The organism is Mesorhizobium sp. GW821-FHT04C10 (assembly GCF_059420305.1).
The window spans coordinates 2127425-2154083 of sequence record NZ_JBWKTL010000001.1; the positions used below are offsets into that span (position 1 = coordinate 2127425).

At 64.1% G+C, this 26659-nt stretch carries 20 protein-coding genes; 8 read left to right on the forward strand and 12 right to left on the reverse strand.

Going from position 1 to position 26659, the window contains the following annotated elements; genetic code table 11:
- Positions 1-133: 133 nt before the first annotated feature.
- On the reverse strand, positions 134-1012 hold the full coding sequence (locus AC07UC_RS10310; RefSeq protein ID WP_494905518.1) for a methylated-DNA--[protein]-cysteine S-methyltransferase: 879 nt from the start codon (positions 1010-1012) through the stop codon (positions 134-136).
- 115 nt (positions 1013-1127) lie between these two features.
- Here AC07UC_RS10310 and AC07UC_RS10315 point away from each other — a divergent pair, with 115 nt between their 5' ends.
- Positions 1128-1943: a class I SAM-dependent methyltransferase gene (locus AC07UC_RS10315; protein WP_202325916.1), complete on the forward strand. Its 816-nt coding sequence runs from the start codon at positions 1128-1130 to the stop codon at positions 1941-1943.
- A 2-nt stretch (positions 1944-1945) separates the two neighbouring features.
- Here the strand turns inward: AC07UC_RS10315 and AC07UC_RS10320 are convergent, their stop codons facing one another.
- Entirely contained in the window at positions 1946-2440 is a 495-nt protein-coding gene (locus AC07UC_RS10320; RefSeq protein ID WP_140772016.1) for a DUF2244 domain-containing protein, read from the reverse strand.
- Positions 2441-2462: 22 nt separating this feature from the next.
- Here AC07UC_RS10320 and nth point away from each other — a divergent pair, with 22 nt between their 5' ends.
- A complete protein-coding gene (gene nth / locus AC07UC_RS10325) occupies positions 2463-3269 on the forward strand; it encodes an endonuclease III (protein ID WP_494905521.1) in 807 nt (268 codons plus the stop codon).
- Here nth and AC07UC_RS10330 read toward each other — a convergent pair.
- A complete protein-coding gene (locus AC07UC_RS10330; protein WP_494905522.1) occupies positions 3263-3718 on the reverse strand; it encodes a DUF2214 family protein in 456 nt (151 codons plus the stop codon). The two genes, nth and AC07UC_RS10330, sit on opposite strands and share 7 nt — an antisense overlap.
- A gap of 220 nt (positions 3719-3938) precedes the next feature.
- Here AC07UC_RS10330 and AC07UC_RS10335 point away from each other — a divergent pair, with 220 nt between their 5' ends.
- Positions 3939-4472 carry a GNAT family N-acetyltransferase gene (locus AC07UC_RS10335; RefSeq protein ID WP_494905524.1) on the forward strand — a complete coding sequence of 178 codons (534 nt, stop codon included), beginning with the start codon at positions 3939-3941 and terminating at the stop codon, positions 4470-4472.
- Between the two features lie 16 nt (positions 4473-4488).
- Here AC07UC_RS10335 and AC07UC_RS10340 read toward each other — a convergent pair whose 3' ends face one another.
- The 3 genes from AC07UC_RS10340 to AC07UC_RS10350 all read right to left on the reverse strand — a co-directional run bounded on the left by AC07UC_RS10340 (position 4489) and on the right by AC07UC_RS10350 (position 8363).
- Positions 4489-6987 (reverse strand): EAL domain-containing protein, encoded by a 2499-nt coding sequence (locus AC07UC_RS10340; RefSeq protein ID WP_494905526.1) that lies wholly within the window; start codon positions 6985-6987, stop codon positions 4489-4491.
- A gap of 388 nt (positions 6988-7375) precedes the next feature.
- A complete protein-coding gene (locus AC07UC_RS10345; protein WP_140772008.1) occupies positions 7376-7852 on the reverse strand; it encodes an NUDIX hydrolase in 477 nt (158 codons plus the stop codon).
- 127 nt (positions 7853-7979) lie between these two features.
- Positions 7980-8363 carry a hypothetical protein gene (locus tag AC07UC_RS10350; RefSeq protein WP_494905528.1) on the reverse strand — a complete coding sequence of 128 codons (384 nt, stop codon included), beginning with the start codon at positions 8361-8363 and terminating at the stop codon, positions 7980-7982.
- Between the two features lie 521 nt (positions 8364-8884).
- Between AC07UC_RS10350 and AC07UC_RS10355 the strand changes: the two genes are divergently transcribed.
- Together AC07UC_RS10355 and AC07UC_RS10360 are read left to right on the forward strand one after the other, a co-directional pair.
- Positions 8885-16960 carry an autotransporter outer membrane beta-barrel domain-containing protein gene (locus AC07UC_RS10355; protein ID WP_494905530.1) on the forward strand — a complete coding sequence of 2692 codons (8076 nt, stop codon included), beginning with the start codon at positions 8885-8887 and terminating at the stop codon, positions 16958-16960.
- A 35-nt stretch (positions 16961-16995) separates the two neighbouring features.
- Positions 16996-17574, forward strand: coding sequence for an invasion associated locus B family protein (locus AC07UC_RS10360; RefSeq protein WP_140772005.1), 579 nt, complete (start codon positions 16996-16998; stop codon positions 17572-17574).
- A 63-nt stretch (positions 17575-17637) separates the two neighbouring features.
- On the opposite strand, the gene coaBC is transcribed toward AC07UC_RS10360, so the two are convergent.
- The 4 genes from coaBC to ubiE all read right to left on the reverse strand — a co-directional run bounded on the left by coaBC (position 17638) and on the right by ubiE (position 21946).
- Positions 17638-19110 (reverse strand): bifunctional phosphopantothenoylcysteine decarboxylase/phosphopantothenate--cysteine ligase CoaBC, encoded by a 1473-nt coding sequence (coaBC, locus tag AC07UC_RS10365; RefSeq protein WP_494905532.1) that lies wholly within the window; start codon positions 19108-19110, stop codon positions 17638-17640.
- Between the two features lie 73 nt (positions 19111-19183).
- Positions 19184-19477: a hypothetical protein gene (locus AC07UC_RS10370; RefSeq protein WP_494905534.1), complete on the reverse strand. Its 294-nt coding sequence runs from the start codon at positions 19475-19477 to the stop codon at positions 19184-19186.
- Positions 19478-19527: 50 nt separating this feature from the next.
- Positions 19528-21102: a 2-polyprenylphenol 6-hydroxylase gene (gene ubiB, locus AC07UC_RS10375; RefSeq protein WP_140772003.1), complete on the reverse strand. Its 1575-nt coding sequence runs from the start codon at positions 21100-21102 to the stop codon at positions 19528-19530.
- A 67-nt stretch (positions 21103-21169) separates the two neighbouring features.
- Positions 21170-21946, reverse strand: coding sequence for a bifunctional demethylmenaquinone methyltransferase/2-methoxy-6-polyprenyl-1,4-benzoquinol methylase UbiE (gene ubiE / locus AC07UC_RS10380; protein ID WP_056577729.1), 777 nt, complete (start codon positions 21944-21946; stop codon positions 21170-21172).
- A gap of 134 nt (positions 21947-22080) precedes the next feature.
- Here ubiE and AC07UC_RS10385 point away from each other — a divergent pair, with 134 nt between their 5' ends.
- The 3 genes from AC07UC_RS10385 (at position 22081) to AC07UC_RS10395 (ending at position 24517) form a co-directional block, all read left to right on the forward strand.
- Complete coding sequence (locus AC07UC_RS10385) at positions 22081-23055, forward strand: adenosine deaminase (protein WP_056577727.1); 975 nt, start codon at positions 22081-22083, stop codon at positions 23053-23055.
- 148 nt (positions 23056-23203) lie between these two features.
- Positions 23204-23833 (forward strand): uracil phosphoribosyltransferase, encoded by a 630-nt coding sequence (gene upp, locus AC07UC_RS10390; RefSeq protein WP_010911460.1) that lies wholly within the window; start codon positions 23204-23206, stop codon positions 23831-23833.
- A 120-nt stretch (positions 23834-23953) separates the two neighbouring features.
- A complete protein-coding gene (locus AC07UC_RS10395; RefSeq protein ID WP_140772002.1) occupies positions 23954-24517 on the forward strand; it encodes a TIGR02281 family clan AA aspartic protease in 564 nt (187 codons plus the stop codon).
- Here the strand turns inward: AC07UC_RS10395 and deoA are convergent, their stop codons facing one another.
- Positions 24518-25837 carry a thymidine phosphorylase gene (gene deoA / locus AC07UC_RS10400; RefSeq protein WP_494905537.1) on the reverse strand — a complete coding sequence of 440 codons (1320 nt, stop codon included), beginning with the start codon at positions 25835-25837 and terminating at the stop codon, positions 24518-24520. It abuts the gene before it with no gap.
- Entirely contained in the window at positions 25837-26646 is an 810-nt protein-coding gene (locus tag AC07UC_RS10405) for a purine-nucleoside phosphorylase (protein ID WP_202325929.1), read from the reverse strand. Before AC07UC_RS10405 ends, deoA begins: the two co-directional genes overlap by 1 nt.
- Positions 26647-26659 lie beyond the last annotated feature (13 nt).

Consider the following 26659-nt stretch of genomic DNA (forward strand, 5'->3'; position numbering starts at 1 on the left):
TGCGGAAATAACGTTTCATGAAAAACCAAAGGTTGTCCCCGGTTGTGTCATGAATTCCGCATAAAACTCAAGTAATACTTTTCATCACGTAATATCTGTAAATTTTTCCGGCGAAAACCGGAAAAACGATATTTCACGACGACACTTGCCCTGCCTCCCATCCCAGGATGGCGCGCTTGCGGGTCAGGCCCCAGTGATAGCCGGTGAGATCGCCGGACTTGCCGATGGCGCGATGGCAAGGCACCACGAAGGAGAGCGGGTTGGCGCCATTGGCGGCACCGACCGCGCGGCTGGCGCTCGGCGCGCCGATGCTGGCGGCGATCGAGGAATAGGTGCGGGCCTTGCCCATCGGAATCCGCAGCAGCGCCTCCCAGACCCGGACCTGGAAGTCGGTGCCGATCATGACGACATGCAGCGGTTGGTCGGGCAGCCACAATGTCGGATCGAAGATGCGCGCGGCGTAAGGGCCGGTCGCGGCCATGTCCTCGACATAGACGGCGTTGGGCCAGCGGCTGGACATGTCGGCGAACGACGCACGCTCCTCGCCCGGGTCGCTGAAGGCGAGGCCGGCAAGGCCACGGTCAGTGGCCATGATCAGGGCGGTACCGAAAGGCGAGGGGTGATAGCCGTAGCGGATGGTGAGGCCGGCGCCGCGCGTCTTGTAGTCGCCCGGCGACATCGCCTCGTGGGTGACAAACAGGTCATGCAGCCGGCCGGGGCCGGACATGCCCAGTTCGAACGAGGTTTCGAGCAGCGGCATGCCGGAATCGAGCAGCCGGCGAGCGTGGTCGAGGGTCACCGCCTGCAGGAAGGCTTTTGGCGACAGGCCGGCCCAGCGGGTGAAGAGTTTTTGCAGGCCTGTCGGCGTCTCCCCGACCTCTTCCGCAAGCTCCTCGAGCGAGGGCTGGTCGCGATAGTCGAGGCTGATCTTCTCGATGGCGCGGCGCACGATCTCGTAGTCGCTGCCTTGCGGTGTGATGTCCTTCTTGAGGACTGCTGTGTGTGTGCTCATCGAACGATCTCCTTGGCCAGGAATATCGCCCCTTGGGGCGGCGACCGCCACCCGAAACTTGCCTTCTTGCCGCGCATGCCCAGATAGATTCGGGGCTCGTGTCCAGGAGTCGCTCATGGCTGGCCAGAAAGTGCACCTGACCGGGGCAAAGGAAACCTTGCTGATGACGCTCTACGGCAAGGCGCTGGAGAGCCGGCTGCCCCATTCACTGCTTGCGGATCATTTCGCCGACGAGGCGGTGCGCAAGATCGACTATGATTTCTCCAGGCTCAAGGTCGATGAGAATCTCGGCATCGGCCTGGCGATCCGGGCCAAGACACTGGATGTCCGCGTTGAGGACTTCCTGGCCAGAAATCCCGGCGCCATCGTGCTGCATCTGGGTTGCGGGCTCGATACGCGCGTCTTCCGTGTCGATCCACCGCCAGGCGTCGACTGGTTCGACGTCGACTATCCCCAGGTCATCGAACTCAGGCGCAAGCTCTACCCGTCCCGCGACCATTACCATCTCATCGCTTCGTCGGTGACCGAACCCGGCTGGCTGGCCGAGGTGCCGCGCAACCGCCCGGCCATCGTGGTGGCGGAAGGGCTGACGCCCTATCTCCCCGCCGACGAGGGGCTGCGCCTGGTTTCGCGGCTTGTTTCGCATCTTGCCGGCGGCGAGCTGATGTTCGACGCCTACAGCCGTTTCGGCCTGACGCTGCTTCGCCTCAATCCGACCATCAAGGTCACGGGTGCCGAGGTCCACTGGGCGATCGACGATCCGCACGAGCTGGAACTGGCGGTTCCGAAACTGCGGTTCGTCGAGGATATTTCCGCCTACAAGCCTGAACACGCCGCCCGCATGGGCTGGTCCGCCAAGCTGTTCGTTCGGTTGTGGAAACACATTCCGGCGCTGCGAAAGGTAGGCAGGCTTCTGCGCTATCGCTTCTAGATTCAGCGCGCCTTTGCGGTCGCCAATGCGCGCGAAAAGGCGGTGGCAAAGCTCTCGCGGGAATCGGGATCGAGAAAGCCGCCGATCGGCACGTTCTGGCCTTGCGCTTCCACGATCATCTTGGTGATGCCGATCTCGGCGTGACGGGCGACCGAAAATCGTGCCCAGAACGGATTGAAGCGATGCGCTTCCGATTTTCCCGAAGGGGCTGTCTTGCGGATGTCGAGGCTGGTGCGGGACACCGACACCTCCTCGCGGGCGCGGGCGGCCCGATAATTGGCGCGGAAGGCGATGTAAACGGCGACCACGTCGAGGCCGAAGAAGCCGAACACCGGCCATGCACCACGCGACAGGAAAAACGCGCCTGTCACCAGCCAGCCGAACAGCAGCGCGCCCATCAGGATCAGGAAGCCCGTCCTGCCCAGCGACCGGTGTGGGGTCAGCAATGCGTGAAAGAAGGGCTCGTCAGCCTGGAACGAGGCGTTTGTGTCGCTCATGACGGGATATTATAGGAGGGAAATGGCGAGCCCCAAGTCCAAAGATTCTACCATGCCCGAAAAAAAGCTGCCGGCCGGACGACGTGACGGATCGAACGCCAAGCCGCGTCCACGGCCCGTGCGGCGGACGTCACGCTATACGCCGGCGGAAGTGCATGAGATCTTCCGGCGCTTTTCTGTCCAGCGGCCGGAGCCAAAGGGCGAGCTCGAACATGTCAACGCCTTCACGCTTCTGGTGGCTGTGGTGCTGTCCGCGCAGGCGACGGATGCCGGCGTCAACAAGGCGACACGGGCGCTGTTCAAGGCCGCCGATACGCCATGGAAGATGGTGGCTCTGGGTGAGGCCAAGGTCGGCGAATACATCAGGACCATCGGCCTCTGGCGCAACAAGGCCAAGAACGTCATCGCGCTGTCGGAGGCGCTGATCCGCGACCATGGCGGGGAGGTGCCTGATGACCGCGATGAACTGGTCAAGCTGCCGGGCGTCGGGCGCAAGACCGCCAATGTCGTGCTCAACATGGCCTTCGGCCAGCATACGATGGCGGTCGATACGCATATTTTCCGGATCGGCAACCGGCTTGGCCTGGCGCCCGGCAAGACGCCGGAACAGGTCGAGCAGGGGCTGCTGAAGATCATCCCGGACGAGTATATGCGCCATGCGCATCACTGGCTGATCCTGCATGGCCGCTATGTCTGCAAGGCGCGCAAGCCGGACTGCCCGGCCTGTGTCATCGCCGATATCTGCAAGGCCGAGGAGAAGACGACCAGCATTCCGGCGCCCCTGGTGCCGATCGCTCCACTTGAAACCGCACCAGCTGACGATCAGTAGCCGTAACCGCGCGCCATCGCCGCCGCGAAGACCGGGATCAGGAGGAAGACGAAGGCTTCCGCGCGGATGTAGGTCTTCACCGAGGCCAGTTCGCTTGCCGGCACGGCGAAGGAGGGGTTGGCGCTGGCCTGCCTGTTCCAGGAAATGAAGCGCACGGTCGGGACGATCGACAGCAGGCCGACAATGCCAAAGGCCATCATCTTGGCCCAGAACACCCAGTTGTAGACGTAGAACTCCCACCCCTTGAGGCCCCAGAAGACGCGGCCGATGCCGACGATGATGATCAGCGCGGCGATGATGCCATAGTGGCGGTCAATGCCGGCGAGCCGCTTGAGCGTCGCGGCGGGCAGGTCGCCGCGGATCAGCACGAATTCGGCGCCGATTATCCCCGCCAGGGAAAACACCAGCAGATGATGGACAATGGCAAGCACAAGGTCGGTCGTGTCCATGCTTCTTCCCTTGGGTTTGAGCACCAGCCCGCGTCGGAGAAGATCGCGTCGCAGTGTGCTGAAATCAGCCTGCCGGGAAAATAACACTGTCGGGCGGAATTCCCATAGCGGACCCACAGTACCGGCCATGCGGCTTTTCTGGATGATGGCGCGTTTCGCGCTGGCCCTTGCACCGCGGGGGCTATTTGCTAAGCGCGGATAACTTCAGCGAGGCAATCCCATGAACAATCCGCACGGCGCTCCGGTCATCGAGACGGAACGAACCATTCTAAGGGCGCACCGGCTGGAGGATTTCGACGCCTATGCCACGATGTGGGCAAACCCGGCCGTCACCCGCTTCATCGGCGGCAAGCCGCGCACGCGCGAGGAAAGCTGGATGCGCTTCCTGCGTCATGCCGGCCTGTGGTCGCTGCTCGGCTACGGTTTCTGGGCGATCGAGGAGAAGGCGACGGGCCGCTTCGTCGGCGAGGCCGGGTTTCACGATCTGAAGCGTGACATGCAACCTTCGATCGAAGGCATTCCCGAGGCCGGATGGGCACTGGCTCCGGCCGTGCACGGCGCCGGTCTCGCCACCGAGGTGGTCGGCCGTGTGCTGGCCTGGGGGGAAGAAACCTTTGGCCGTACGAAAACCGTCTGCATCATCGATCCGGAGAACACCGCATCGTTGAATGTCGCTGGCAAGGTTGGCTATCGCGAAGTGTTGCGGACCACTTATCACGATGCCCCGACAGTGCTGCTGGAGCGGCTGACCTGAACTGGAATTGGGGCCTTTACCCCGCCTTGCGGCGCAGTTTCCGCGCAAGGTCGGCCCATGGGTCGGCGCTTTGCGCGGCCGGCGTGACGCTCCGGACCAGCAGCACCGTCGAGGCATCGAACGGCGTCGGCCTGGCGATCCCATAGCCCTGGGCATAGTCGACGCCGATGGTCTTCAGGGCGGCGGCGATATCGTCGCTCTCGACGAACTCGGCGATGGTACGCTTGCCCATGACCTTGCCGATGTGGTGGATCATCTCGACCATGGCGCGGTCGATGCGGTCGTCAAGCATGTCCTTGACGAAGCTGCCGTCGATCTTGAGGTAGTCGACGGGCAGGTGCTTCAGATAGGCGAAGGATGACATGCCGGAGCCGAAATCGTCGAGCGCGAAGCGGCAGCCCAGCCCACGCAGATCGGCAATGAAGCGCATGGCGTTGGTGAGATTGGCGATAGCGCTGGTTTCGGTGATCTCCAGGCAGATCATGGCAGGCGAAATGCCATGGACGAGAAATTGCTCGCGCAGGAAGCCGAGAAACGTCTCGTCGCCGAAAGTCGCTCCGGAAAGATTGATGGCGCATGTGGCGATCGGCGGCGTGCGCGGATCGGCCTGCCGGGCGGCCAGGATGCGGAAGGTGTTGCGCACCACCCAGCGGTCGATCGACGGCATCAGGCCGTAGCGCTCGGCAGCGGGAATGAAGCTCTGCGGGGTGACGAAGCTGCCGTCTTCGTCGGTCAGCCGCAGCAAGATCTCGATATGCGCTCCCGCCTCGACGACGTCGTCGTTGAGCGGCCAGATTTCCTGGGCGTGAAGCCTGAAGCGGTTTTGCTCCAGCGCGGCGTGCAGTCGCTGTACCCAGGCCATCTCGCCGAAGCGCTCGCGCAAGGCCATGTCGCCATCGCTGTGGATCTGGACGCGGTTGCGGCCCTTTTCCTTGGCCATGTAGCAGGCGACGTCGGCGGCCCGCAGCGTCTCTTCGATCGTCACCTGCGCGTTGGCGATCTCCACCATGCCGATACTGACGCTGGTGTTGAAGGGTCTTCCGTCCCAGGCGAAATGCAGATCCTGCACCGCCGTGCGCAGCCTTTCGGCGATGTCGGCTGCGTTGGTGGCATCGCAATCAACCAGCAGCACGCCGAACTCGTCGCCGCCCAGCCGGGCGAGTACGTCGCCGGACCGCAATTCGCGGGTCAGCAGTGAGGAAATCTGGCGCAGCAACTGGTCACCCGCGGCGTGGCCGCACGTATCGTTGACCAGCTTGAACTGATCGAGATCGAGATACATCAAGGCGTGCTGCCGGGGCTTGCCTTGCAGTTCGACGATCGTCCTTTCCAGCCGGCTTTCGAAATCACGCCGGTTGGCGAGCCCGGTCAACGCGTCATGCGAAGCCTGCCATGAAAGCCGCTCGATGTAGTCCTCTTCGCGCGTCATGTCGTGGAAGGCGAGCACCGCGCCGACGATTTCACCTGAAACGATCAGCGGCGCGCCGGTCAGCGCGACGGGAACAACAGAGCCGTCCAGCCGCTGCAGCAATTGCGGACGGGCGCTGGAACGGCGTGGTTCGCCGGCCAGGAGACGCTCGACCAGCTGCGAATCCTCGACGCTGGTATCCTTGTCGACGAGGCGAAACAGCGATGCGACCGGTTTTCCCCTGGCAATGCCGAGCGGGCAGGCCAGCAGTTTCTCGGCCACCGCGTTCATGTAGTCCAGCCGCCCGTCACGGCCGGTGCTGATGACGGCCTGGCCGATCGAAGCCAGCGTAACCTGGGCGCGCTCGCGCTCGGCATTGAGCGCCAGCTGGAAGGCCTGGCGCTGTGCCAGAAGCTTGCGGGTGCGCCACACGGCCAGCAGGATCAGCAAGGCGGCGGTGACGAGATTGGCAAAGGTGAGCAGCATCCGGATGAAGCGCGATCCCTCGCCCAGACTGTCCGAGAAGGCCTTGGACAATGGGGTGACCTGACGATCGAGCCGATGGATTTCCGCTTTCCAGGCGCTGATCTCGGCTGCCGACGCCGGCCCCTTGCCCAGCGCCGCATGCATGGTGTCGCCGAGCCGCTGGATGGCGAGGATCATCGTGTCGGCCGCCGCCCAGTGCCGAATAGCGGTATCGAGATAGCTGAACTTCCGGAAATTCTGGAACAGCCAGATCAGCCCGGTGACGTCGTCCGGGTGGTTTCTGCCTTGCAGAAAGCCTGCGCGCGCTGCCTCTGTATCGGGCTCGGGCTGCTCGAGCGCCAGGCGCGCCGAGCGATCGGCCAGCGGAACGGCGATCGCCTCGCGATACTCGGTGAAGAACTCCTCATTGCCGGTGTCCGCATACAGGCTGAGGAAATAGATGGCGTGCTTTTGCCCCTTGGACCACTGGCTCTCCCCGCCGACATAGGCGCGAACCGCCGAAAGCGTGTACAGGCTGAGGCTGGCGACCAGCGCCTGGATGAGCACGACGGCGATAAACGGCCAGACGAGCCCGAGAAGACGGGGGCTGGCATCCATCGATGACGGCGTCTTCGAATTCACGGACGTGCCATGATCCTGTCAGCGTGTCTGTCCGACTGTTTCACCTGTCGGTTGAGACGATTTTCTTCCCCTCATGTCGCGCAAATGGCGACAGCAACCGGTTATCACGGGGCACTTAACAGCAAATAAATAGTTCCGTTCCCTATAAAGCCATTTCTAGATTTGGGCGGCTGAATATTACGCAACGTCAAGTGACTGCTTCAAGTTGAATCAGTTTGTATTCGAAGCTTATCGATCCTTTTCGGGCCCGTAACCGAGCGGGTCAGGGCTGCGCCTCCGCCGAATGAGGCTGGCGAGTGACGCTCAGAGTTTCTTGCCTCGACGCAATTCCCACGGGAAAACGCCATGCGCTTTTCCCTGGAAAACCGTTCCAGGCTTCTCGAATTGCTTACGCTTGGCCCGGCGGCATGGGTTCGGGAAGCTTCAGGGTCTTCACCAGCGTCGACAGATCGGGTTCGTCGATGAGCATCGCCGCGTCGGCCGGCGCCAGCCAGGCGCGCTGGCGGCGTTTGGCCTCCTGCCAGTCAGCAAGCTCTTCGGTCACTTCAAGCAGATAGACGATGACGTCGACGCGGACGAAGCGGTTGGCCAACCGTTTCCAGTAGGAATAGGTGCCGGCCGGCTCCCTCAGCGCCTTGCCGAGCACGCCGGCTTCCTCCTGCGCCTCGATGGTGGCTGCCTTGCGTCCACTCTTGCCTTTCATAGGCCAACCCTTGGGAACGATGAAGCGTCTCGTCGTTCTCGAAGTGACCAGCATGACTTCGAAATCACCGGTTGCGGTCAACCGAAAGGGGATCGCCGCGACCTGGCGGATTCGCTCGCCTTTCTTGGCCTTGCGCACGGCCTTTTTCTTGGTGGCTGCCATTCGTAAAAATCCAGTCGGTGCAGTGCCCCATAGCGTGATACGGCGCCTTTGCAAAACCCAAACTGCCGCAGGGGTACCCGAACGCCCCTATCATGTAAGTCGGCTAAATAAAAGGGTAGTCGGCCTGTCAGCGGCAGGTGCTCACGGCGGTGCTGCCGATTATCTGCGTCTGGCAGCTCGGCCTGACCTGCGGCACCACCGGCTGCGGCTGCTGGACGATCACGCGATCCTGGGCACGATATTGCTGTTGCTGCTGCTGAAATTGCTGCCGCTGAATCCTGTTTTGCAAGGTCTGCAGGTCATTCTGCTGGATCAGCGCGTTACTTTTGGCAGCGGGATTGAGCACCTGCGCGGAAGCGGGCAGGGCAAGGCCCGCCATGACCACCGCGACCAGCGAAGCCGATGCCAGAATCAACGGTCGTCTACGCGCGGACATGCGCCCATTCTGCGAAAAGATCTTGTTCATTCCCAATATATAGGGCGGCCTGTCGGCGATGTCATGGCCATGCATGGATCTCCCATAAATCAATCATACCGTCATCCGGTCCGTGACCGCAGATTGCCGTCATATGACGACTATGAAAGGCCGGAGGCTTTGGTCAGTGTCCCTTACGTAAGTTCTCGATCTAATCTGGCACAAGTTAACGTGGTCTAATTGAGCCAGAACTCCACAAGTGGGAATGCGGATACGCTGGCCTCGCTGCATCGAACCTTATTGCAGGATGCCGGCATATTGCGTGGGCTGACCATGGCGGGGGCACCAAACTCAAGGAGGGATTGAGAGCGCCTGCCTAAAGGGGGAAGTGCATGGCTTTGTTTTCAAAGCGTACTGTCGCGCGCTGGCCTTGTGGCTTGGCTGGCGGAGACCCAAACAAGTCGGGTCAGACCCGCGAGGTCCCGCAAGAGGGGTTATCCGGGCAGGTGGGCAAGCATCCTGCCGTTCTTCAAAGACGACTTGCCCTCCTGCTCGGCGCGACGGCGCTCGTCGGGCTCGTTTCGCTTCACGCTCAGTCCCCGGCCCATGCGCAACAATTGTCCATCAATACGGATGGGGCGCGGGGCGATGATGGTGACGACGGGATCGGTAGTGCCGACGCCGAGGGCGGCAAGTCGCCGACCGCGCCGGCCACGGGTACGAATAGTGTTGGCCGCACGACCTCTGGCGAGGCCGCGTTCGTGGGCAGCGCCCGGGGTGGGCGCGGCGGAGATGGCGGCTCGGCTGTCCATGCAACTGCCGTCCCGCCTTTTGTGGAGATCAAGGGCGGTAAAGGCGGCGACGGCGCGAAGGGCGGAACGGTCGATATAACAAACAATGCATCTGGAGCCCTCGAGACATCAGGAGACAATGCTCCCGGCATATCGGGTGACGCCAGCGGTGGCGATGGCGGTAACGGTGCATGGGCATTCGCCGTCGCGGTCGGCGGCAAGGGCGGTGTCGGCGGGCGGGGCGGCGATGGCGGAACGGCGACCGTCACCACCACGACCGAAAGCAACATCATCACGCATGGCAACAATTCGAACGGCATCACCGTCAATTCCAGCGGTGGGCGCGGCGGCAATGGCGGTTTGGGTGGTGCGATCGGTGCCGGCAAGGGCGGCAATGGCGGCAATGGCGGCAATGGCGGCGACGCAAAAGGCGATAATGCCGGCTCCATTTCGACGGATGGGACTTTCTCGAAGGGTATGCTTGTGCGTTCGGCGGGCGGCGTCGCCGGTGATGGCGCAAGTGGTTTCGGTATCGTCGGCGAGGGCGGCAACGGCGGTGTGCCGACAATCGGCGGCAATGCCGAGGGGATAAATTCGGGGACCATTACCACCCGGGGAGATTTTGCCAGCGGCATGGTCGTGCAGTCGGTTGGCGGCGGCGGCGGCGATGGCGGCGGCGGCCTCGGTCTGTTCGGCGGGGGTGGCGCGGGTACGAATGGCAATGACGGCCGGACGGCAACGGGTACCAATACCGGCAACATCACCACCAGCGGCCTAGGCGCCATTGGCATGCTGGTCGAGTCGGTTGGCGGCGGCGGCGGCGATGGCGGCGGCGCATTCGGTCTCGTTTCGATCGGTGGCAAGGCAAGTGGCGGCGGCCAGGGCGGTACGGCCACCGGCAATATTGGCGGCGTCATCAAGACCGGCGTCGATGGAAACGGCGGCGATGGCGCGCATGGCATCCTGATCCAGTCGGTCGGTGGCGGCGGCGGCAATGGCGGCTATGCCATCGGCGTAGCCCCCGCGATCTCGGTCGCCATCGGCGGCGGTGGCGGCACTGGCGGCAAGGGTGGCGTGGTCAACGTCAACCAAGCCGGCGCCGGTGTGACCGTTGAAACGAACGGCCGCTCCGCGAGCGGCATCATCGCACAGTCGGTTGGCGGCGGCGGCGGCAATGGCGGCGGCGCCGTTGCCATCGGCGGTTTGGTGGGCGTGTCGGTAGGCGGCTCGGGCAATGCCGCCGGTGACGGCGACAGCGTGAACTATAAAGTTGCGAACGCCAAGGTCACCACGCTCGGGGACGATTCCATTGGCGTGCTCGTGCAGTCGGTCGGCGGTGGCGGCGGCAATGGCGGTTTTGCGCTTTCCGGCTCTACAGCCGCGGCAGTGAGTGTCGGCGGCAGTGGCGGCGCTGCAGGCAAGGGCGGCGTCGTCGACGCGACGGTCGGCGGCAGCGTCAACACGTCCGGCGATCGCGCGACAGGCATCGTCGCCCAATCGATCGGCGGCGGCGGCGGCAATGGCGGCTTTTCCGGCGCTGCCAGCTTCGGCGCCAGTGTGGGTATCGGCGGCAACGGTGCAGGCGGCGGCGATGCCGATACCGTCACGTTGCGCACGGCCGAGGGCGCGATGCAATCGATCATCACGGACGGCGCGGATTCGGCTGGCCTGATCGTACAGTCGGTCGGCGGCGGTGGCGGCAATGGCGGCTTTGCCGGCACGTTGTCGGCGATTGCCGGCTTCGGCATGGGCGGAAAAGGTGGCGCTGCCGGCAAGGGGGTGGCGACGGAAGCCACTTATAACGGTTCGGTCGAGACTTTTCGCGAAAGGTCAGCCGGTATCATCGTGCAGTCGATCGGCGGCGGTGGCGGTAATGGCGGCGGCCAGTTCGGCCTGAGCGTCAATGCAAGCGTAGGCATCGGTGGTTCAGGTGCCGGGGGCGGCGAAGCCGGGACGGCAAAATTCTTCTCGACGACAGCACTCAATGTCACGACCCATCAGTCGGATTCGGCTGGCGTCATCGTGCAGTCGGTGGGCGGCGGCGGCGGCAATGGCGGCTTTTCGTTGAATGGCGCAGGTTTGGTGGCTGCAGTCAGCATTGGCGGCAAGGCCGGCACGGCCAGCGATGCCAAGGCGGTGACGGTCGGCATCCATTCAGGATTGATTCACACCTTGGGCGACCGCTCCACCGGCATCATCGCCCAGTCGATCGGTGGCGGTGGCGGCAATGGCGGCGGCACGGCCTCGGCCGGCCTCGGTGCCAACGTCACCATCGGTGGCAAGGGCGGCGGCGGCGGTGCGGGCTGGACCGTCGATGTCACCAATGGCGCGACAGTTCACACCGAAGGTGTCCAGTCTCACGGCATCCTGGCGCAATCGATCGGTGGCGGCGGCGGTTCAGGCGGCTTTGCCGTCTCGATTGGCGGGCCGTCCTTCTCGCTTGGCGGCGATGGCGCGTCGGGCGGTGGAAGCAAGAAGGTCTATGTCGAAAACACAGGCCAGATCAACACAGACAGGGATATGTCGATCGGCATCTTCGCGCAGTCGGTCGGCGGCTCGGGCGGTGATGGCGGGTTCGCGATGGCGGCCGGCGCCTTTGCCGCGGTAGGCATCGGGGGTAAAGGCGGGGCCGGCGGTGCCGCAGGCGAGGCAGAGGTCAAGAACACCACCAACATCACGACGAAGGGTTCTCTCTCTCACGGTATCCTGGCTCAATCGGTCGGCGGCGGCGGCGGCAATGGCGGATCTGTCGGAACGTTTGCTGTCGGTGTGTTCGGCGCTGCTTCCGTGGCGATCGGCGGCGGTGGCGGCGATGGCAATCTCAGCAACCAGGTCACGGTTACCCACAAAGGTGACATTCATGTCGGCGGCATGGGCTCGAAGGCCATCCTCGCGCAATCGGTAGGCGGCAGTGGCGGCAATGGTGGCTCGGCCTATTCAGGCGCGGTCAGCGCCGGTCTCTACGTGTCCGCCTCGGTCGGGGTTGCCGTGGGCGGCGAGGGCGGCAACGGAGGCAATGGCGGCAAGGTAACGGTTCGAGCCGATGGCAACCTGATTGCCGACACGGACGCAGCCGGTTCCGGCGGCATCGTCGCCCAGTCGATTGGCGGCGGCGGCGGTAATGGCGGCCGCGCCGCTACGATTTCGGGTGCAGCCAGCACCGGGGTCAGCGTTTCACTCGGTGTCACGGTTGGCGGCTGGGGTGGTGATGGTGGCAAGAGCGACCGCGTCATCGTCGACAGCGGCATGAATGGCGGCGGCAGCATCGTTACCAAAGGCGCCAACGCGATCGGCATCCTCGCACAATCGGTGGCGGGCAGCGGCGGCAATGGCGGCGATTCCTGGGGAGCCGCGGGCGGCTTCGGGGTCAATGCCAGTATCAATGCGACGGTCACCATCGGCGGCGGCGGTGGCAAGGGCAACATCAGTGGCGATGTGTCTGTTCACAACGCCATGACGATCAAAACGGGCGGCGACATGAGCGCTGCGATCGTTGCCCAGTCGATCGGCGGCGGCGGCGGTAATGGCGGGGCGACCAATGGCGCGACGGCCGATCTCGGCACGGAAAATGGCGTCAACGTCGCGGCCAATGTTGCTGTCGGTGGCGCGGGTGGCACAGGCAACAAATCCGGTGCCGTGGATGTCACGAACTCCGCCAATCTGACCACCGACGGCGATTATTCGTCCGCCATTGTTGCCCAATCGATCGGCGGCGGCGGCGGCATGGGCGGTGCAACAAACACGCAGGCATTTCATGTCGGCGGCACCGCCGGCACCAGCGTTACCGCAAATGTCAGCATCGGCGGCAGTGGCGGCGAAGGCAACGATGCCGCCTGCGCCGCGGATGCGGGCGGCAATGCCACTTGTTTCGACGGCAAGGTCGGTGTCGCGGTCGACAATTCGGGCGAGATCCGCACGAGCGGGTTCAACTCGGTCGGCATCCTCGCCATGTCCATCGGCGGTGGTGGCGGCGGTGGCGGCTCGGCTTCGACCAAAGAGGACATCGTCGGCAAAGGCGACGCCGGGGAAACCTCGGTTGGTATCGGCGCGGCGATCGCGCTCGGCGCCGGCGGCGCCGGCAACGGCGGCACGGTTTCGGTCACCAACCGCAATCTGATCATCACAGACGGCGCCGATTCCTATGGCATCAGCGCCAATTCGATCGGTGGTGGCGGCGGGGTCGGCGGATCGTCCAGCTCTGGCGTGCTCGGTACTTACGCTATCGGCGGCTCGCTCGGCGGCGCGGGCGGCAAGGGTGGCAATGGCAACCAGGTCGATGTCTCCAACTTGGCCGGCGCAACGATATGGACCAAGCAGGAGCGTTCAATCGGCATCTTCGCACAGTCGGTCGGCGGCGGCGGCGGCGCAGGTGGTGCCGGCGAAAGCAAGGGCAAGAGCGATGGCGGTGAAGTCGCGGTAAACCTGTCGCTTGGCGGCGCGGGTGACGTCGGCGGCAATGGCGGCAAAGTCAATGTCGAAAACGGCGGCATCATTCAAACGGACAAGGCCAATTCCCACGGTATCCTGGCGCAGTCGATCGGCGGCTCCGGCGGCGTCGGCGGCGCGTCGGGCACGTCATCCAACGATTCGAAGATCGCCATCACGCTGAGCCTCGGTGGCGCCGGCGGTGCCGGCGGTAGCAGCGACAAGGTTCACGTCCAGAACTTGAAGAGCGGCTCGATCCTGACACAGGACGACAACTCGCACGGTATCTTCGCACAGTCGGTGGGCGGCGGCGGCGGCGCGGGCGGCGCGGGCTCGACGGAGACCGGCAAGGCCGAGACGGCAGTCACCATGTATATCGGCGGCCAAGGCGGCAGCGGCAGCACCGGCGGCGAGGTCGAGGTCAACAACTCCGGCAGGATTGAAACGCTGGGCTATATCTCGCACGGCATCTTTGCCCAGTCGGTCGGCGGCGGCGGCGGCGCGTCGGGCGCCGCGACCGGCGCATCGGAAGCGGACATGACAATCGGTGGCGGCGCCAGCGTACCCAACGGGATTCCGATCCCGGTGATCGGCGGCCCCGACAACAAGGCCGATGGCGGCAAGGTCACCGTCACCAACGATGGTGAGATCATCACACACAAGGATGGCTCATACGGCATCTTCGCCCAGTCCATCGGCGGCGGCGGCGGTTATGGCGGAACGGTTTCGTCCGACTTCGCCGGGTCCGATTCCTTTGCCCTCAGCCTCGGCGGCAAGGGTGGCAATGGTGGTGATGGCGGCGATGTCAGGGTTGAGGTTTCCGGCTCGATCGAAACCTTTGGCGATCGCGCGCATGGTGTCGTGGCGCAGTCGGTCGGGGGCGGCGGCGGTGTGGGCGGCGACGCAAAAGGCAAAACCTCGAACGCGCTCGGCATCGGCGGCCTTGGCGGCAACGGGGGCGATGGCGGCGATGTGACCGTGATCCGCACCGGCACCATCACCACGCATGGTGTCGATGCGGTCGCCATCATCGCGCAGTCGGTCGGCGGCGGTGGCGGCATCGGCGGCGCCGGCTTCGGGCGCTTCGGGGCCACGGCGGATGGCGGAAGCGGCATCGACAACAACACCATCGGGTTCAACACGTTTGCAGGCGCCAAGGGCAATGGCGGCACGGTGACCATCGAGCAAGATGGCGCGATCGTCACTGATGGCGAGCGGGCACACGGCATCGTGGCCCAAGCGGTCGGCGGCGGCGGCGGTCTGGCCGGCACCCTCTCCACCGGCGCCGCCGGTTCCGGCGGTGGCATCGGCGACGCGGCGGCGGCGTCGGCAACGGCCATGAGCCAGGTCTGGGTGAAGGGTGCGAGTTCGTATGCGATGTTTGGACAGAGCGCGACCGGCGACGGTGATGCGCACGCGGTCGATCTGACCGCCGGAGACAGCCTGTTCGCGCAGGGCGCGGATTCGGTGGCCGTCTACGGTGAGAGCACGGCCAAGGGCGCAAAAGGCAACATCACCATAAACCTGAATGGCCAATACACGATCGGCGGCGCCGGTGCCGGCGTCGCGGCCATGCTCGTCGGCGGCGCGAGCAACACGCTGACCAACCACAGCCTGCTCTATGCGATGGGAGCGACGCCGACATTCGAGATTCAGGCTTCGCAGTTCCAGGCGTTCCAGACCTTCCTGCTGGCGCCAGGTCCGGTGGTGCCGACGAACGCAATCCTGGAATCCCTGCTCGACGACTTCAGCCCGCTGGCCATCACCGGCACTTCGGGTGACGACCATGTCGACAATTCGCCGCTGGGCGACACGCTCGGACGCGTCATCGGCAACATCGATCTCGGCGGCGGCAACAACAGCTTCCACAATTTCGCCGATGCCTCGATGGTCGGGCTCAAGACCATCAATCTCGCCGGCGGGATGTACACCAATGACGGGTTGTATACCAACCAGGGCATCGGCGTGGTTGCGAAGGTCGGCGTCGGCGGCGGATTCACCCAGGATGGTTCCGGCCGTTTCGTTACCGACATCGACCTCAACAGCCAGACCACTGATGCTCTCGCGTTGACAGGAGCAGGCAAGTTCGATGGCACCGCGCCGCTCAACTTCCTGTCCATCGACAAGCTGTTTACCGCCTATACGATAGCCACGGGCTCTTCCATGGCGGGGAATTCGCAGATCGTGGCAACGATGCCCGTGGACCATCCGGCGGCGGGCTTCAATTTCATATTCAAGGTCGAACACGGTACCGATCTGGTACTGACCACCGACAACCAGACCTTCCTGCAACTCGCGCACGATCCGCAGTCCGGCGTCAATGATCCGGGCGTGTACCAGATGGCGCAATATCTCGATGACGTCGAGGCGTCGTCCAGCCCGGACAATCCGATGGCGCGGCTGATCAATCTGGTGCGCTTCTTGCCGAGCAAAGCAGAGATTGGCGAGGCGTTGACCCGGCTGACGCCGCACTATGCCGTGCATACGTTCGACATGATCAATCGCGAAACCGACATGATGCTGGAGGCGGCGCGCGCGTGCACCGGCGTGCCAGCCTACAAGAACGCCGATGGCCGCTGCATCTGGGCGTCGATCAGCCCGCAAGCCGAATACAGCCGCGATGCGGGTGCTGGAACCACAAGCCGTGATGACGTCTTGAAGACGATGTCGCTTGGCGGCATCGGCGAGGTCGGCCAGAACTGGTCGCTCGGTGCCACGATCGGGCGTACAGAGTTCGATTCCAAGATCGGGTTCAACGGACAATTGCTCTCACAGACCACCGGTGAAGCCTGGCAGGCTTACGCGCTGGCCAAATACACCAACCATAACTATTTTGCCGACTTTGCGCTTGGCGGCGGAACTGGTTCGTTCAACGGCGAACGCGACACCCATATCGATCCGGCGTTCTTCATCCCCGGCGAGACTTTGGACGGGCACTATCTGGACGAGGAAATGCTGCCGGGCATCGGCAACAGCGTTACCTACACCCAGAAAACCGCCATGTTCGGCGGCTCGGCGCGGTTCGGCGCTACCCAGCAGATGGGTGCGTTCTACCTGCAGCCCACGCTGCAGTTCGACGCGCGCTGGCTGCGCGTTTCCGGAAAGGAAGAGGGCTCGGTCGCCGCCTTCAACTTCGACGGCAGTGCAAATACATACTATTCGGCGACACCCGCGCTCGAGATCGGTACCGATATCGCGCTCAGCGATATTGCCAGCCTTCGCCTCTACGGAAAGGCCGGGGTGGAGTTCTCCAACAAGGACTGGGAAATCGAAGGCGGTTTCGCGGCGGCGCAGAATCTGCCCGGCAACCCCGCATTGCACTTGACGGAAACGGTCGATTCGCCGCTCTATCGGGTTGGCGCCGGGCTTGAGCTGAATGGCGTCAATGGCGTCGGCATGTCCGTCAGGTACAACGGCGCCTTCGGCGAAATGGTGAAACAGAACGCAGTCAGCGCGTCTCTCAAGGTCAGCTTCTAGCTGGCCCGGGACCGAGCCGGGCGGGAGGGGTCTTGATGAGGAAATACGCGTATTTCGCGGCAGTGCTGAGTGCGGCCTGCATTGTCGGTCTGCCGGCCATGGCCGCGCAGACCAAGGGTGACAAGGTGGTGGCGAAGCCGCCCGCCGCCGATGCGCCGCAACTGCCGGGTGGTGCATCGGCCTTGTCCGAAACCCATGGCGACTGGACGGTCAATTGCCAGATATCGGGCACAGCCAAGGTCTGCAGCCTGTCGCATCAGCAGTTCAACAAGCAGAGCAACCAGCGGCTGCTGGCGATCGAGCTGTCGAGCAAGACCGGCGACGATGCGACCGGCACGCTCGCCCTGCCGTTTGGACTGGCGCTCGCCAAGGGTGTCACCCTGACAATCGACGACCAGAAGCTAGACGGCAGCCTGGCGTTCAACACCTGCCAGGTGGTCGGCTGCCTGGTGCCGGTGGCGTTCGACGCCAATATCACGCCGCTGCTCAAGAACGGCACCACGCTGAAGATCGACGCCTTCGCGGCCGATACCGGGCAAGCGGTGAGCTTTTCCATTCCGCTCAACGGCTTCAGCGGGGCGCTCGCCCGCACATCGGAACTCTTGTCAAACTGACGGCTCAGAGCGGTATCTGGTACGCGGCGTCCAACAGGCGCCGCGTATCTTATCCGTTGCGCGTCAAACGACTGTTGTTTTCAACCGCTCGGCAATGAGGGCGGCGAGCCGCGCCGCCACCTCGTCCTTGGTCATTTCGGGCCATTTCTCGACGCCGGCCTTCGACACGATCCGCACCCGGTTGCGATCGCCACCCATGACGCCGGAGGGGCCGATGCCGCTCTCGTGCGACACATCGTTGGCGACGATGAAATCGGCGCCTTTCTTCCTCAGCTTGGCCTCGGCGTTGCGCAGAAGATCCTGCGTCTCGGCGGCGAAGCCGACGACAAGGCCGGGCCGCTGGCTGTGATGACCGACGCCGGCAAGGATGTCTGGGTTCTCCACCATGCGCAGCACCGGGGGGCCTTCACCCGCCACCTTCTTGATCTTTTCGCCGGCCGAATTCTCGCTGCGCCAGTCGGCAACGGCGGCGACGAACACGGCGGCGTCGGCGGGCAGAAGCTGTTCGACGGCGTCGCGCATCTCTTGCGCCCGTTCGACATGGATGGTCTTCACGCCGGCTGGATCGGCAATGCTCACGGGACCGGAGACGAGGCGCACATCGGCGCCGAGCCTTGCCAATGCCGCGGCGATGGCGTGGCCCTGCTTGCCGGACGAACGGTTGGCGATATAGCGCACAGGGTCGATCGGCTCGTGTGTCGGGCCGGAGGTGACGATGATCTTGCGCCCCGCCAGCGGCCTGGGGCCGGCCTCGAGCAGCGCCTCGACCGCGGCGACGATCTCCAGCGGCTCGGCCATGCGGCCTTCGCCGGCCTCATGGCTCTCGGCCATCTCGCCTCTGGCCGGGCCAACGAAAGCGATGCCGTCCTTGACCAATGTCGCGCGGTTGCGGCGGGTGGCCGGATGCGCCCACATTCTGGGGTTCATCGCCGGCGCGATCAGCACCGGCTTGTCGGTGGCGAGAAGCACGGTCGAAGCCAGATCGTTGGCATGGCCGTTGGCGAGCTTGGCCATCAGGTCCGCGGTGGCGGGCGCGACCACCAGAAGGTCCGCCTCGCGCGACAGCCTGATATGGCCGACATCGTGTTCATCATTGCGGTCGAACAGTTCGGTGAAGACATGGTCGGCCGAGAGCGCGCCGGCGGACAGGGTGGTGACGAATTCCTGCGCCGCCGATGTCATCACCACCCGCACCGCCGCGCCGCGCTCGCGCAGCCGGCGGATCAGGTCGAGCGCCTTGTAGGCGGCAATGCCGCCGCCGATGATGAGCAGGATGCGCTTGCCGGACAAGGAACCACGCGGTGACGTCTTGCCGGAAGCCGCGATAGCCGCAGTCGCTTGCTGGTCTGAACCTGCCAGCGCACGCAGCGTCTGCTCGATCTGCTCGATGCGGTCCGCGTGCCCTGATCGGCCCTCGACCGCTGCCCGGATCATCAGCCGCGCCTGCTCTTCCATCGAGCAGCCATTCTCCGCCGCGAGCTGCCGCAGCAGATCCTTCACATTGTCGTCGAGGCTACGGATGGTGATGCTGGCCATGTGATTGCACTCTGCTCGACCTTGCTGAAGGCAACGATAGCAATGCAATCACGGTAGAGCAAGCCGCTGACAATCAGTCTAATTCGACTCTTCGCGATCCAATCGGACCTAAGCCATCGGCCACACGCCCCGAGACATCCTGCGTCAAATGGTGAAACGCATTGGGCTCGGTTTTTGCATACTTGTTGAAAAATTCGAGCAAAGTCGAAATTTCGCGAATTTCCGACAAGTTTCTATTAATCAACGTCTTGTTGTCTCGAAATGGATGCTGCATCACAAATTGCATCCTCTGCAAAGCATCTGGATATTTCGCTAGATAAAGATCCAGGAAGGTGTCTATCTCCTGTTCCGAGAAATGCTTGCCCATAGAGAGAGCCTATCGTTCAGCCTCAATGGCCGCTATTGCGCAAGATAAAACTAAAGAATCTTCCAGGCGATATAGACCAGCGTCAGCGCGATCACCCACAGCGCCACCCGGCCGGAGCGGCTGTAGCGCGCTTCGGCCTTGCCGATGGCGCGGGCGGTGGTCTCATCGAAGCGCAGGCCATGCTCGGCCATCAGGTCGATCTCGCGCGATAGCCGGTCGGTGCGCGCGGCAAGCTCGGGCGCCTGGCGGGCGAGCGTCAGCAGCGCCTTGGCGCCATCGCGCGCGTCGACCATCATGCCGCGTGGGCCAAGGTTGCCGGCGATCCAGCCGCCGACAACCGGCTCGGCCGTCTTCCACATGTTGAAGGCCGGGTCGAGCGTACGCGCCACGCCCTCGACCACCACCATGGTCTTCTGCAGCAGGATCAGTTCGGGCCGGGTCGCCATGTCGAAGAGTTCGGTCACCTCGAACAGAAGCGTCAGAAGCTTGGCCATCGAAATGGTCTCGGCAGGCTGGCCATGGATCGGCTCGCCAATGGCGCGAATCGCCTGCGCGAAAGCCGCGACATTGTGCTGGCGCGGCACGTAGCCGGCTTCGAAATGCACTTCGGCGACGCGCAGATAGTCGCGCGTGATGAAGCCGTAGAGGATTTCGGCGAGGAAGCGGCGCTCCTTCTTGCCGAGGCGCCCCGCAATGCCGAGATCGACGGCGACGATGGTGCCGTTGGCCTCGACGAACAAATTGCCGGGATGCATGTCGGCGTGGAAGAAGCCGTCGCGCAAAGTGTGGCGCAGGAACGACTGGATGAGGTTGGCGGCGATCGCCTTGAGGTCGTGGCCAGCGGCTTCGAGGCCTGCGATGTTGTTCATCTTGACGCCGTCGACCCATTCCATGGTCAGCACGTCGCGGCCGGTGCGTTCCCAGTCGACGGAGGGCACGCGAAAGCCCGGGTCGTCCTTCGTGTTCTCGCCAAGTTCGGAGAGTGCCGCCGCCTCGAGACGCAAATCCATCTCGATCTTGGTGGTCTGCGCCAGCGTCTCGGTGACCTCGACGGGCCGCAGCCGGCGCGAGGAGGGGATGTACTTCTCCTGCAGCCGGGCGGCGAGGAAATAGCTTTCGAGGTCTTGGAAGAAGCGGCGGCGCACGCCGGGCCGGATCACCTTCACCGCCACCTTGGTGGCAGTGCCGTCGTGGATGGTTTCGGCGGTATGGACCTGGGCGATGGAAGCGGCGGCGACCGGGTCGCCGAATTCAGCGTAGAGATCGCCCACCTTGCGCCCGAGCGAGGCCTGGATCGCCGCCACCGCCTCGGCCTTCGGGAAGGTGTGCATCTTGTCCTGCAACATGGCGAGGTCGAGTGCCATGTCGTTGCCGACGACGTCGGGCCGTGTCGCCAGGAACTGGCCGAGCTTGACATAGGAGGGCCCGAGCCTGACCACGGCCTTGGCCAAGCGGTCGCTGCGCTCATAGTCCAGAGCGCGGCGGCGGGTGAACAGCCGCGCCAGCCGCCAGCCGAATTTCGGCAGGCCGGACAGTTCCTCGCCCGGCAAGGCGGCGATAACACCCTCGCGCACCAGCACCCAGCCGGCGCGTGCGAGCCTGAAACCAGCCCCGACGCTGCTCATGGCTGCACCCTGGCCGGTCCTTGCGACCGGCACGAGCTATACCGAGGATGGGAAATGCGGTGCAGCCTCAAAGCTTCCAGCCCGAATGCAGTGCCGCGATGCCGCCGGAATAGTTGCGGAAGGAAACGCGATCGAAACCGGCGCGGGAAATCATCGCCGCGAAGTTCTGCTGGTTGGGGAATTTCGCGATCGATTCAACCAGATAGGCATAGGGTTCGCCGTCTCCGGTGACCATCTTGCCGATCTTGGGAATGGCGTTGAACGACCAGGCTTCGTAGGCCTTGTCGAGCAGCGGCATCTCGACCTCGGAAAATTCGAGGCACAGGAACCGGCCGCCGGGCCTCAGCACGCGGAACGCTTCGCTCAGCGCGACATCGATGCGCGGCACGTTGCGGATGCCGAAAGCGATGGTGTAGGCGTCGAATGTGGCATCGGCGAAGGGCAATTCCTCGGCATTGGCCTCGACGAAATCGGTGTTGCCGGACAAGCCCTTTTTCTGTGCCCGGTCGCGGCCGACGGCGAGCATCGAGCCGTTGATGTCGAGCACGGTCGCATGCGCGTTGCCATGGCTGGCATCGACGATGCGGAAGGCGATGTCGCCGGTGCCGCCGGCCACATCCAGGACCTTCCAGCCCGCGCGCTTCGGTGGATTGAGCCAGGTGACCATGGCGTCCTTCCACAGCCGGTGCAGGCCACCCGACATCAGGTCGTTCATCAGGTCGTAGCGGTTGGCGACCTTGTGGAAAACATCGTTGACCAGGGACTGCTTCTCGCCTTCCCCCACACGCTTGAAACCATAGGAGGTTTCCATGCCGCCCGCGGCCGTGGTTCTCTCAACTGACATTTTTTTGATCCGTCATAAAACCGGCGGGACCATAGCCGATCGATGCTGTGGGCGCTATTGTTTAAGGCGCGGTGTTCAGCCGCGCTTCCAGGTGGTGGGTTTTCAAGACCTGGACTGACCGACGGGATGTTTGAATGCCTTTGAAAGCGGAATTGCACTGCCACGTGGAAGGGGCAGCGGCGCCCGAACTCGTCATCCGGCAGGCGCAGAAATACGGCAAGGACACTTCGCCCTATATCCAGAACGGCTCCTTCGTTTGGCACGACTTTACCTCGTTTCTCGCCGCTTATGACTTTTCCGCCGACCTGTTCCGCACCGAGGAGGACTATGCGCGGCTGGCCGACCACTATCTGACCAGCCTTGCCCGCGACGGGGCGATCTACTCCGAAGTGTTCACTTCGCCGGACCATGCGACGAAAGCCGGGCTGTCGCCCAAGGCCTATACGGACGCGCTCGGCGAAGGCATGCTTCGCGCCAAGGCCAAGACCGGCATAGAGGGCCGCATGATCGTCACCGGCGTGCGCCATGTCGGCGTCGAGTCGATCGAACAGGCGGCGCGCTTCGCGGCGCGCTGCGGGCATCCGCTGGTCACCGGCTTCGGCGTCGCCGGCGACGAGCGCATGGGCGACATGGAGGACTATGTCAGGGCTTTCGAGATCGCCCGCGAGGCCGGGCTCGGCATCACCGTCCATGCCGGCGAACTGACGGGGTGGGAAACCGTGCAGGCGGCGCTCGACCATATCAAGCCCTCCCGTATCGGCCACGGCGTGCGTGCCATCGAGAATCCGGACCTTGTCCGGCGTATCGCCGACGAAGGCATCGTTCTGGAATGCTGCCCCGGCTCCAACATCGCGCTCAAGGTGTTCGACAGTTTTGCCGATCATCCGTTTCCCGCCCTGCAGGCGGCAGGCTGCAAGGTGACGCTGAACTCCGACGATCCGCCCTATTTCTGGACCTCGCTGAAGCGCGAATACGATATCGCGGCGGAGCATTTCTCGATGAACGAGAAGGCGCTGACAGCCGTCACAAGGACCGCCATCGAGGCCGCCTTCGTCGACAGAAAGACCAAGGCGGCACTTCTGGCCCGGCTGAACGGCGCGGCGCGCTGATTTCTTCCGACAAAGCTGTGGTCGGTGGCGGCCAAGCGGTTCCTTGGCCGGTCCATTGTCGCTAGGGTTCGGCCAGGTAGCTTGAAGCGCGACACGTCCGAAAGGATCCATGCGCGCGGTTTCGGGCGACACGCATCAGGAGAACATCATGAAGGGCGTCACCGTCGTCGACCACCCGCTTGTCCAGCACAAGCTGACCATCATGCGCAAGAAGGAGACTTCGACGGCCGGCTTCCGGCGGCTCTTGCGCGAGATATCGCTGCTGCTCGGCTACGAGGTCACGCGCAATCTCGAACTGACGACGACGACCATCGAAACGCCCATCGAGACCATGGAAGCGCCGACGCTGGAGGGCAAGAAACTGGTCTTCGCTTCGGTGCTGCGCGCCGGCAACGGCTTGCTGGAAGGCCTGCTGGACCTGGTGCCAGCGGCGCGCGTTGCCCATATCGGCCTTTATCGCGACCATGAGACGCTGGAGGCGGTCGAATATTTCTTCAAGGCGCCAAGCGATCTTGCCGACCGGCTGGTGATCGTGGTCGACCCGATGCTGGCGACTGCCAATTCGGCGATCGCGGCGATCGACAAGCTGAAAGGGCGCGGCGCCACCAACATCCGTTTCCTGTGCCTGCTGGCGGCACCCGAAGGCATCGAGCGCTTCACCAAGGCGCATCCGGACGTTCCGGTCTTCACCGCGTCCATCGACCGGCAGCTGAACGAGAAGGGCTACATCATGCCGGGTCTCGGTGACGCCGGCGATCGCATGTACGGGACGAAATAATACAGGCAAAGTTGGCTAGCAGGATTTACCAAGCGTTTACGCAAAGACATGGTTTCGCCGCGCGTTAAAGCGGCAAACACCATCCGGCGTTAAAGGATCGACCGTAACAAAGGCCGATCCATGCTGCGCAAGCTTCTCATCTTCAGCGTCTTTGCCGGTACGTCGGCATCGATCCCTGTCGTCTATCAATCGAATCCGCAGATTTTCGAAAACCTGCTGAAATCGACGGTGACGGCCAGGCCCGAGGCGCAGACGCAACCGGATGCCAATCTGGCGTCGGTTCCCGACAAGCCTGTGGCGCCGCTGCCGACCGGCCGCAAGGTCGTCGTTGCCGCGGACGGGCGCGGACACTTCTCGTCGACCTTCAAACTCAACGGCCGTCAGGTCGACGGCATGATCGACACCGGCGCGACATTGGTCGCGGTCAACACGTCGACGGCGCGCAGGATCGGGCTGTCGCTCAACCCGTCCGATTTCAGCCACGAGGTCAGCACCGCCAACGGCTCGATCAAGGCGGCCGTGGTGATGATCGATCGCCTGCAGATCGGCAGCATCAGCGTCGACGATGTGCAGGCCATCGTGCTCGACGACAAGGCGTTGCGCACCAACCTGATCGGCATGAGCTTCCTCAACCGGCTCGGCAAATACCAGGCCGAGAACGGCACTCTGCTGCTCGTCCAGTAGTCAGCCGCGCGGCAGGATCCGCCGGATGACGGTTTTGTCCGCCGGTGGTTTCGAAGTGCCGATGGCATAGGCCGAAACCACAGTCGCGGCGGCCGCCTCCGCGTCAGAGGGCGAGCGGGCGTGGACCAGCGCCAGGGCATCTCCGGCATGGACTTCCGCACCTATTGGCAGCAGCCTGGTGATGCCAACGCTGGGGTCGATCCTGTCGTCAGGCCTTGTGCGCCCGCCCCCCAGGCCAACCACCGCAAGGCCGATGTCGCGGGTGGCGATGCCGGTGACGAAGCCGTCCGCCGTTGCCTTGACCGCGAATTCCGTTGCCGGTTCCGGCAGATACTTTTCCGGCTTCTCGATGAAATCGGCGGGACCGCCGAGCACCGCCACCATGCGCGCGAAGGTGGCGGCGGCGCGGCCGCTGGTAAGTGTCTCCGTGGCGCGCCGCAGGCCATCCTGATTGGACGACACCAGTCCCGCCGACTGCAGCATTTCGGCGGCCAGCGCCAGCGTCACATCTTCCAGGCGCCGGTCGCGCAGACGGCCGGTCAGGAAGTCGACGGCGTTGCGGACTTCGACGGCATTGCCGGCCGCCGAGGCCAGTGGTTCGTTCATGCCGGTGATCAGCGCAGAAACCTTCAGCCCGGCGCCGCTGGCCACCTCTACGAGGCTGTTGGCGAGCGCGGTCGCGTCGCGCGACTTCTCCATGAAGGCGCCATTGCCGACCTTGACGTCGAGCACCAGCGAGCCCAGGCCGGCGGCCAGCTTCTTCGACAGGATCGAGGCGGTTATCAGCGGCACCGATTCCACGGTGCCGGTGACGTCGCGGATGGCATAGAGCCGGCGGTCGGCAGGCGCGAGATCGCCGGTCTGGCCGATGATGGCGCAGCCCGTTTCCAGCACCGCCCGGCGAAACAGCGCGATGTCGGGCTGGCTGACATAGCCTGATATCGCATCCATCTTGTCCAGCGTGCCGCCGGTATGGCCAAGGCCGCGGCCCGAGATCATCGGCACATAGGCGCCGCAGGCGGCGACGATCGGCGCCAGCATCAGCGAGACATTGTCGCCGACGCCGCCTGTCGAATGCTTGTCGGTGACAGGCCCCGGCAGGTCCGACCAGTCGAGCACGTTGCCGGAATCGCGCATGGCGAGCGTCAGCGCCACGGCCTCGTCGCGGTTCATGCCGTTGAAGAACACCGCCATGGCGAAAGCCGCAGCCTGGCCATCGGTGACGGCGCCCGATGTCACACCGTCGATGAAGGCGGCGATTTCACGAGCCGGCAGCCTCTGGCCGTCTCGCTTGTGGCGGATGATTTCCTGGGGAAGCATCAGCTCTCCAGCAGTCCGTCGCGGAACACGCGCTGCAGGACCGTTGCCAGCCGCGAGCCGCCAACCGGCGCCATATCCTTGGTCTCCTGGTGTGAAAGCTCGGCTCCAGTCATGCCGGCGGCCAGATTGGTGATGACCGAGCAGGCGGCGACGCGCAGCCCGAGGAAGCGGGCGAGAATGACTTCCGGCACGGTCGACATGCCGACGGCGTTGGCGCCCATGACGCGCGCCATGCGGATCTCGGCCGGCGTTTCGAAACACGGGCCGGAAAACCACATATAGACGCCCTTGTGCAATGCAGTGCCGGTCGCCTTGGCCGCGCGCTCGATGGCCTTGCGGATGCCGGCATCATAGGCTTCGGTCAAGCCGACAAAGCGGCGGTCGCTCGGCTCGCCGATCAGCGGGTTGGTGCCCGAGAAATTGATGTGGTCCGTGATCAGCATCACCGATCCCGGCGACATGTCGGGATCGACCGAACCGGCGGCATTGGTGAGGATCAGTTTCGTGATGCCGATGCCGGCGAGCACTTCCAGCACCGGGCGCATCGCCGCCGCGTTGCCATGCTCGTAGTAATGGGCGCGGCCGGACAGCATCAGCACCGGCGTGCCGGCAAACAGTCCCGCCACCACCTCGCCGGCATGGCCGCTGACGCCGCTCCTGGGAAAGCCAGGCAGGTCGGCATAGGACACGCGTACCGGATGCTCGATCCGGTCGACAAGCCCGCCGAGGCCCGAACCCAGCACCAGCGCCGTCGACGGCGCCAGCCCGTCCAGCCTTTCGATAAGATGGTCCACCGCCTTTTCGGTCATTGCAGCCAGCCCA

What these genes read in the sequence shown, in the direction of transcription:
- AC07UC_RS10330 (WP_494905522.1), bottom strand. Translation starts at nt 3,718, where the DNA reads ATGGACACGACCGACCTTGTGCTTGCCATTGTCCATCATCTGCTGGTG.
- AC07UC_RS10370 (WP_494905534.1), bottom strand. Translation starts at nt 19,477, where the DNA reads ATGGGCAAGCATTTCTCGGAACAGGAGATAGACACCTTCCTGGATCTT.
- nth (WP_494905521.1), top strand. Translation starts at nt 2,463, where the DNA reads ATGGCGAGCCCCAAGTCCAAAGATTCTACCATGCCCGAAAAAAAGCTG.
- AC07UC_RS10335 (WP_494905524.1), top strand. Translation starts at nt 3,939, where the DNA reads ATGAACAATCCGCACGGCGCTCCGGTCATCGAGACGGAACGAACCATT.
- AC07UC_RS10405 (WP_202325929.1), bottom strand. Translation starts at nt 26,646, where the DNA reads ATGACCGAAAAGGCGGTGGACCATCTTATCGAAAGGCTGGACGGGCTG.
- ubiE (WP_056577729.1), bottom strand. Translation starts at nt 21,946, where the DNA reads ATGTCAGTTGAGAGAACCACGGCCGCGGGCGGCATGGAAACCTCCTAT.
- AC07UC_RS10395 (WP_140772002.1), top strand. Translation starts at nt 23,954, where the DNA reads ATGCTGCGCAAGCTTCTCATCTTCAGCGTCTTTGCCGGTACGTCGGCA.
- AC07UC_RS10320 (WP_140772016.1), bottom strand. Translation starts at nt 2,440, where the DNA reads ATGAGCGACACAAACGCCTCGTTCCAGGCTGACGAGCCCTTCTTTCAC.
- AC07UC_RS10310 (WP_494905518.1), bottom strand. Translation starts at nt 1,012, where the DNA reads ATGAGCACACACACAGCAGTCCTCAAGAAGGACATCACACCGCAAGGC.
- AC07UC_RS10360 (WP_140772005.1), top strand. Translation starts at nt 16,996, where the DNA reads ATGAGGAAATACGCGTATTTCGCGGCAGTGCTGAGTGCGGCCTGCATT.
- AC07UC_RS10385 (WP_056577727.1), top strand. Translation starts at nt 22,081, where the DNA reads ATGCCTTTGAAAGCGGAATTGCACTGCCACGTGGAAGGGGCAGCGGCG.
- coaBC (WP_494905532.1), bottom strand. Translation starts at nt 19,110, where the DNA reads ATGGCCAGCATCACCATCCGTAGCCTCGACGACAATGTGAAGGATCTG.
- upp (WP_010911460.1), top strand. Translation starts at nt 23,204, where the DNA reads ATGAAGGGCGTCACCGTCGTCGACCACCCGCTTGTCCAGCACAAGCTG.
- AC07UC_RS10315 (WP_202325916.1), top strand. Translation starts at nt 1,128, where the DNA reads ATGGCTGGCCAGAAAGTGCACCTGACCGGGGCAAAGGAAACCTTGCTG.
- AC07UC_RS10345 (WP_140772008.1), bottom strand. Translation starts at nt 7,852, where the DNA reads ATGGCAGCCACCAAGAAAAAGGCCGTGCGCAAGGCCAAGAAAGGCGAG.
- ubiB (WP_140772003.1), bottom strand. Translation starts at nt 21,102, where the DNA reads ATGAGCAGCGTCGGGGCTGGTTTCAGGCTCGCACGCGCCGGCTGGGTG.
- deoA (WP_494905537.1), bottom strand. Translation starts at nt 25,837, where the DNA reads ATGCTTCCCCAGGAAATCATCCGCCACAAGCGAGACGGCCAGAGGCTG.
- AC07UC_RS10350 (WP_494905528.1), bottom strand. Translation starts at nt 8,363, where the DNA reads ATGCATGGCCATGACATCGCCGACAGGCCGCCCTATATATTGGGAATG.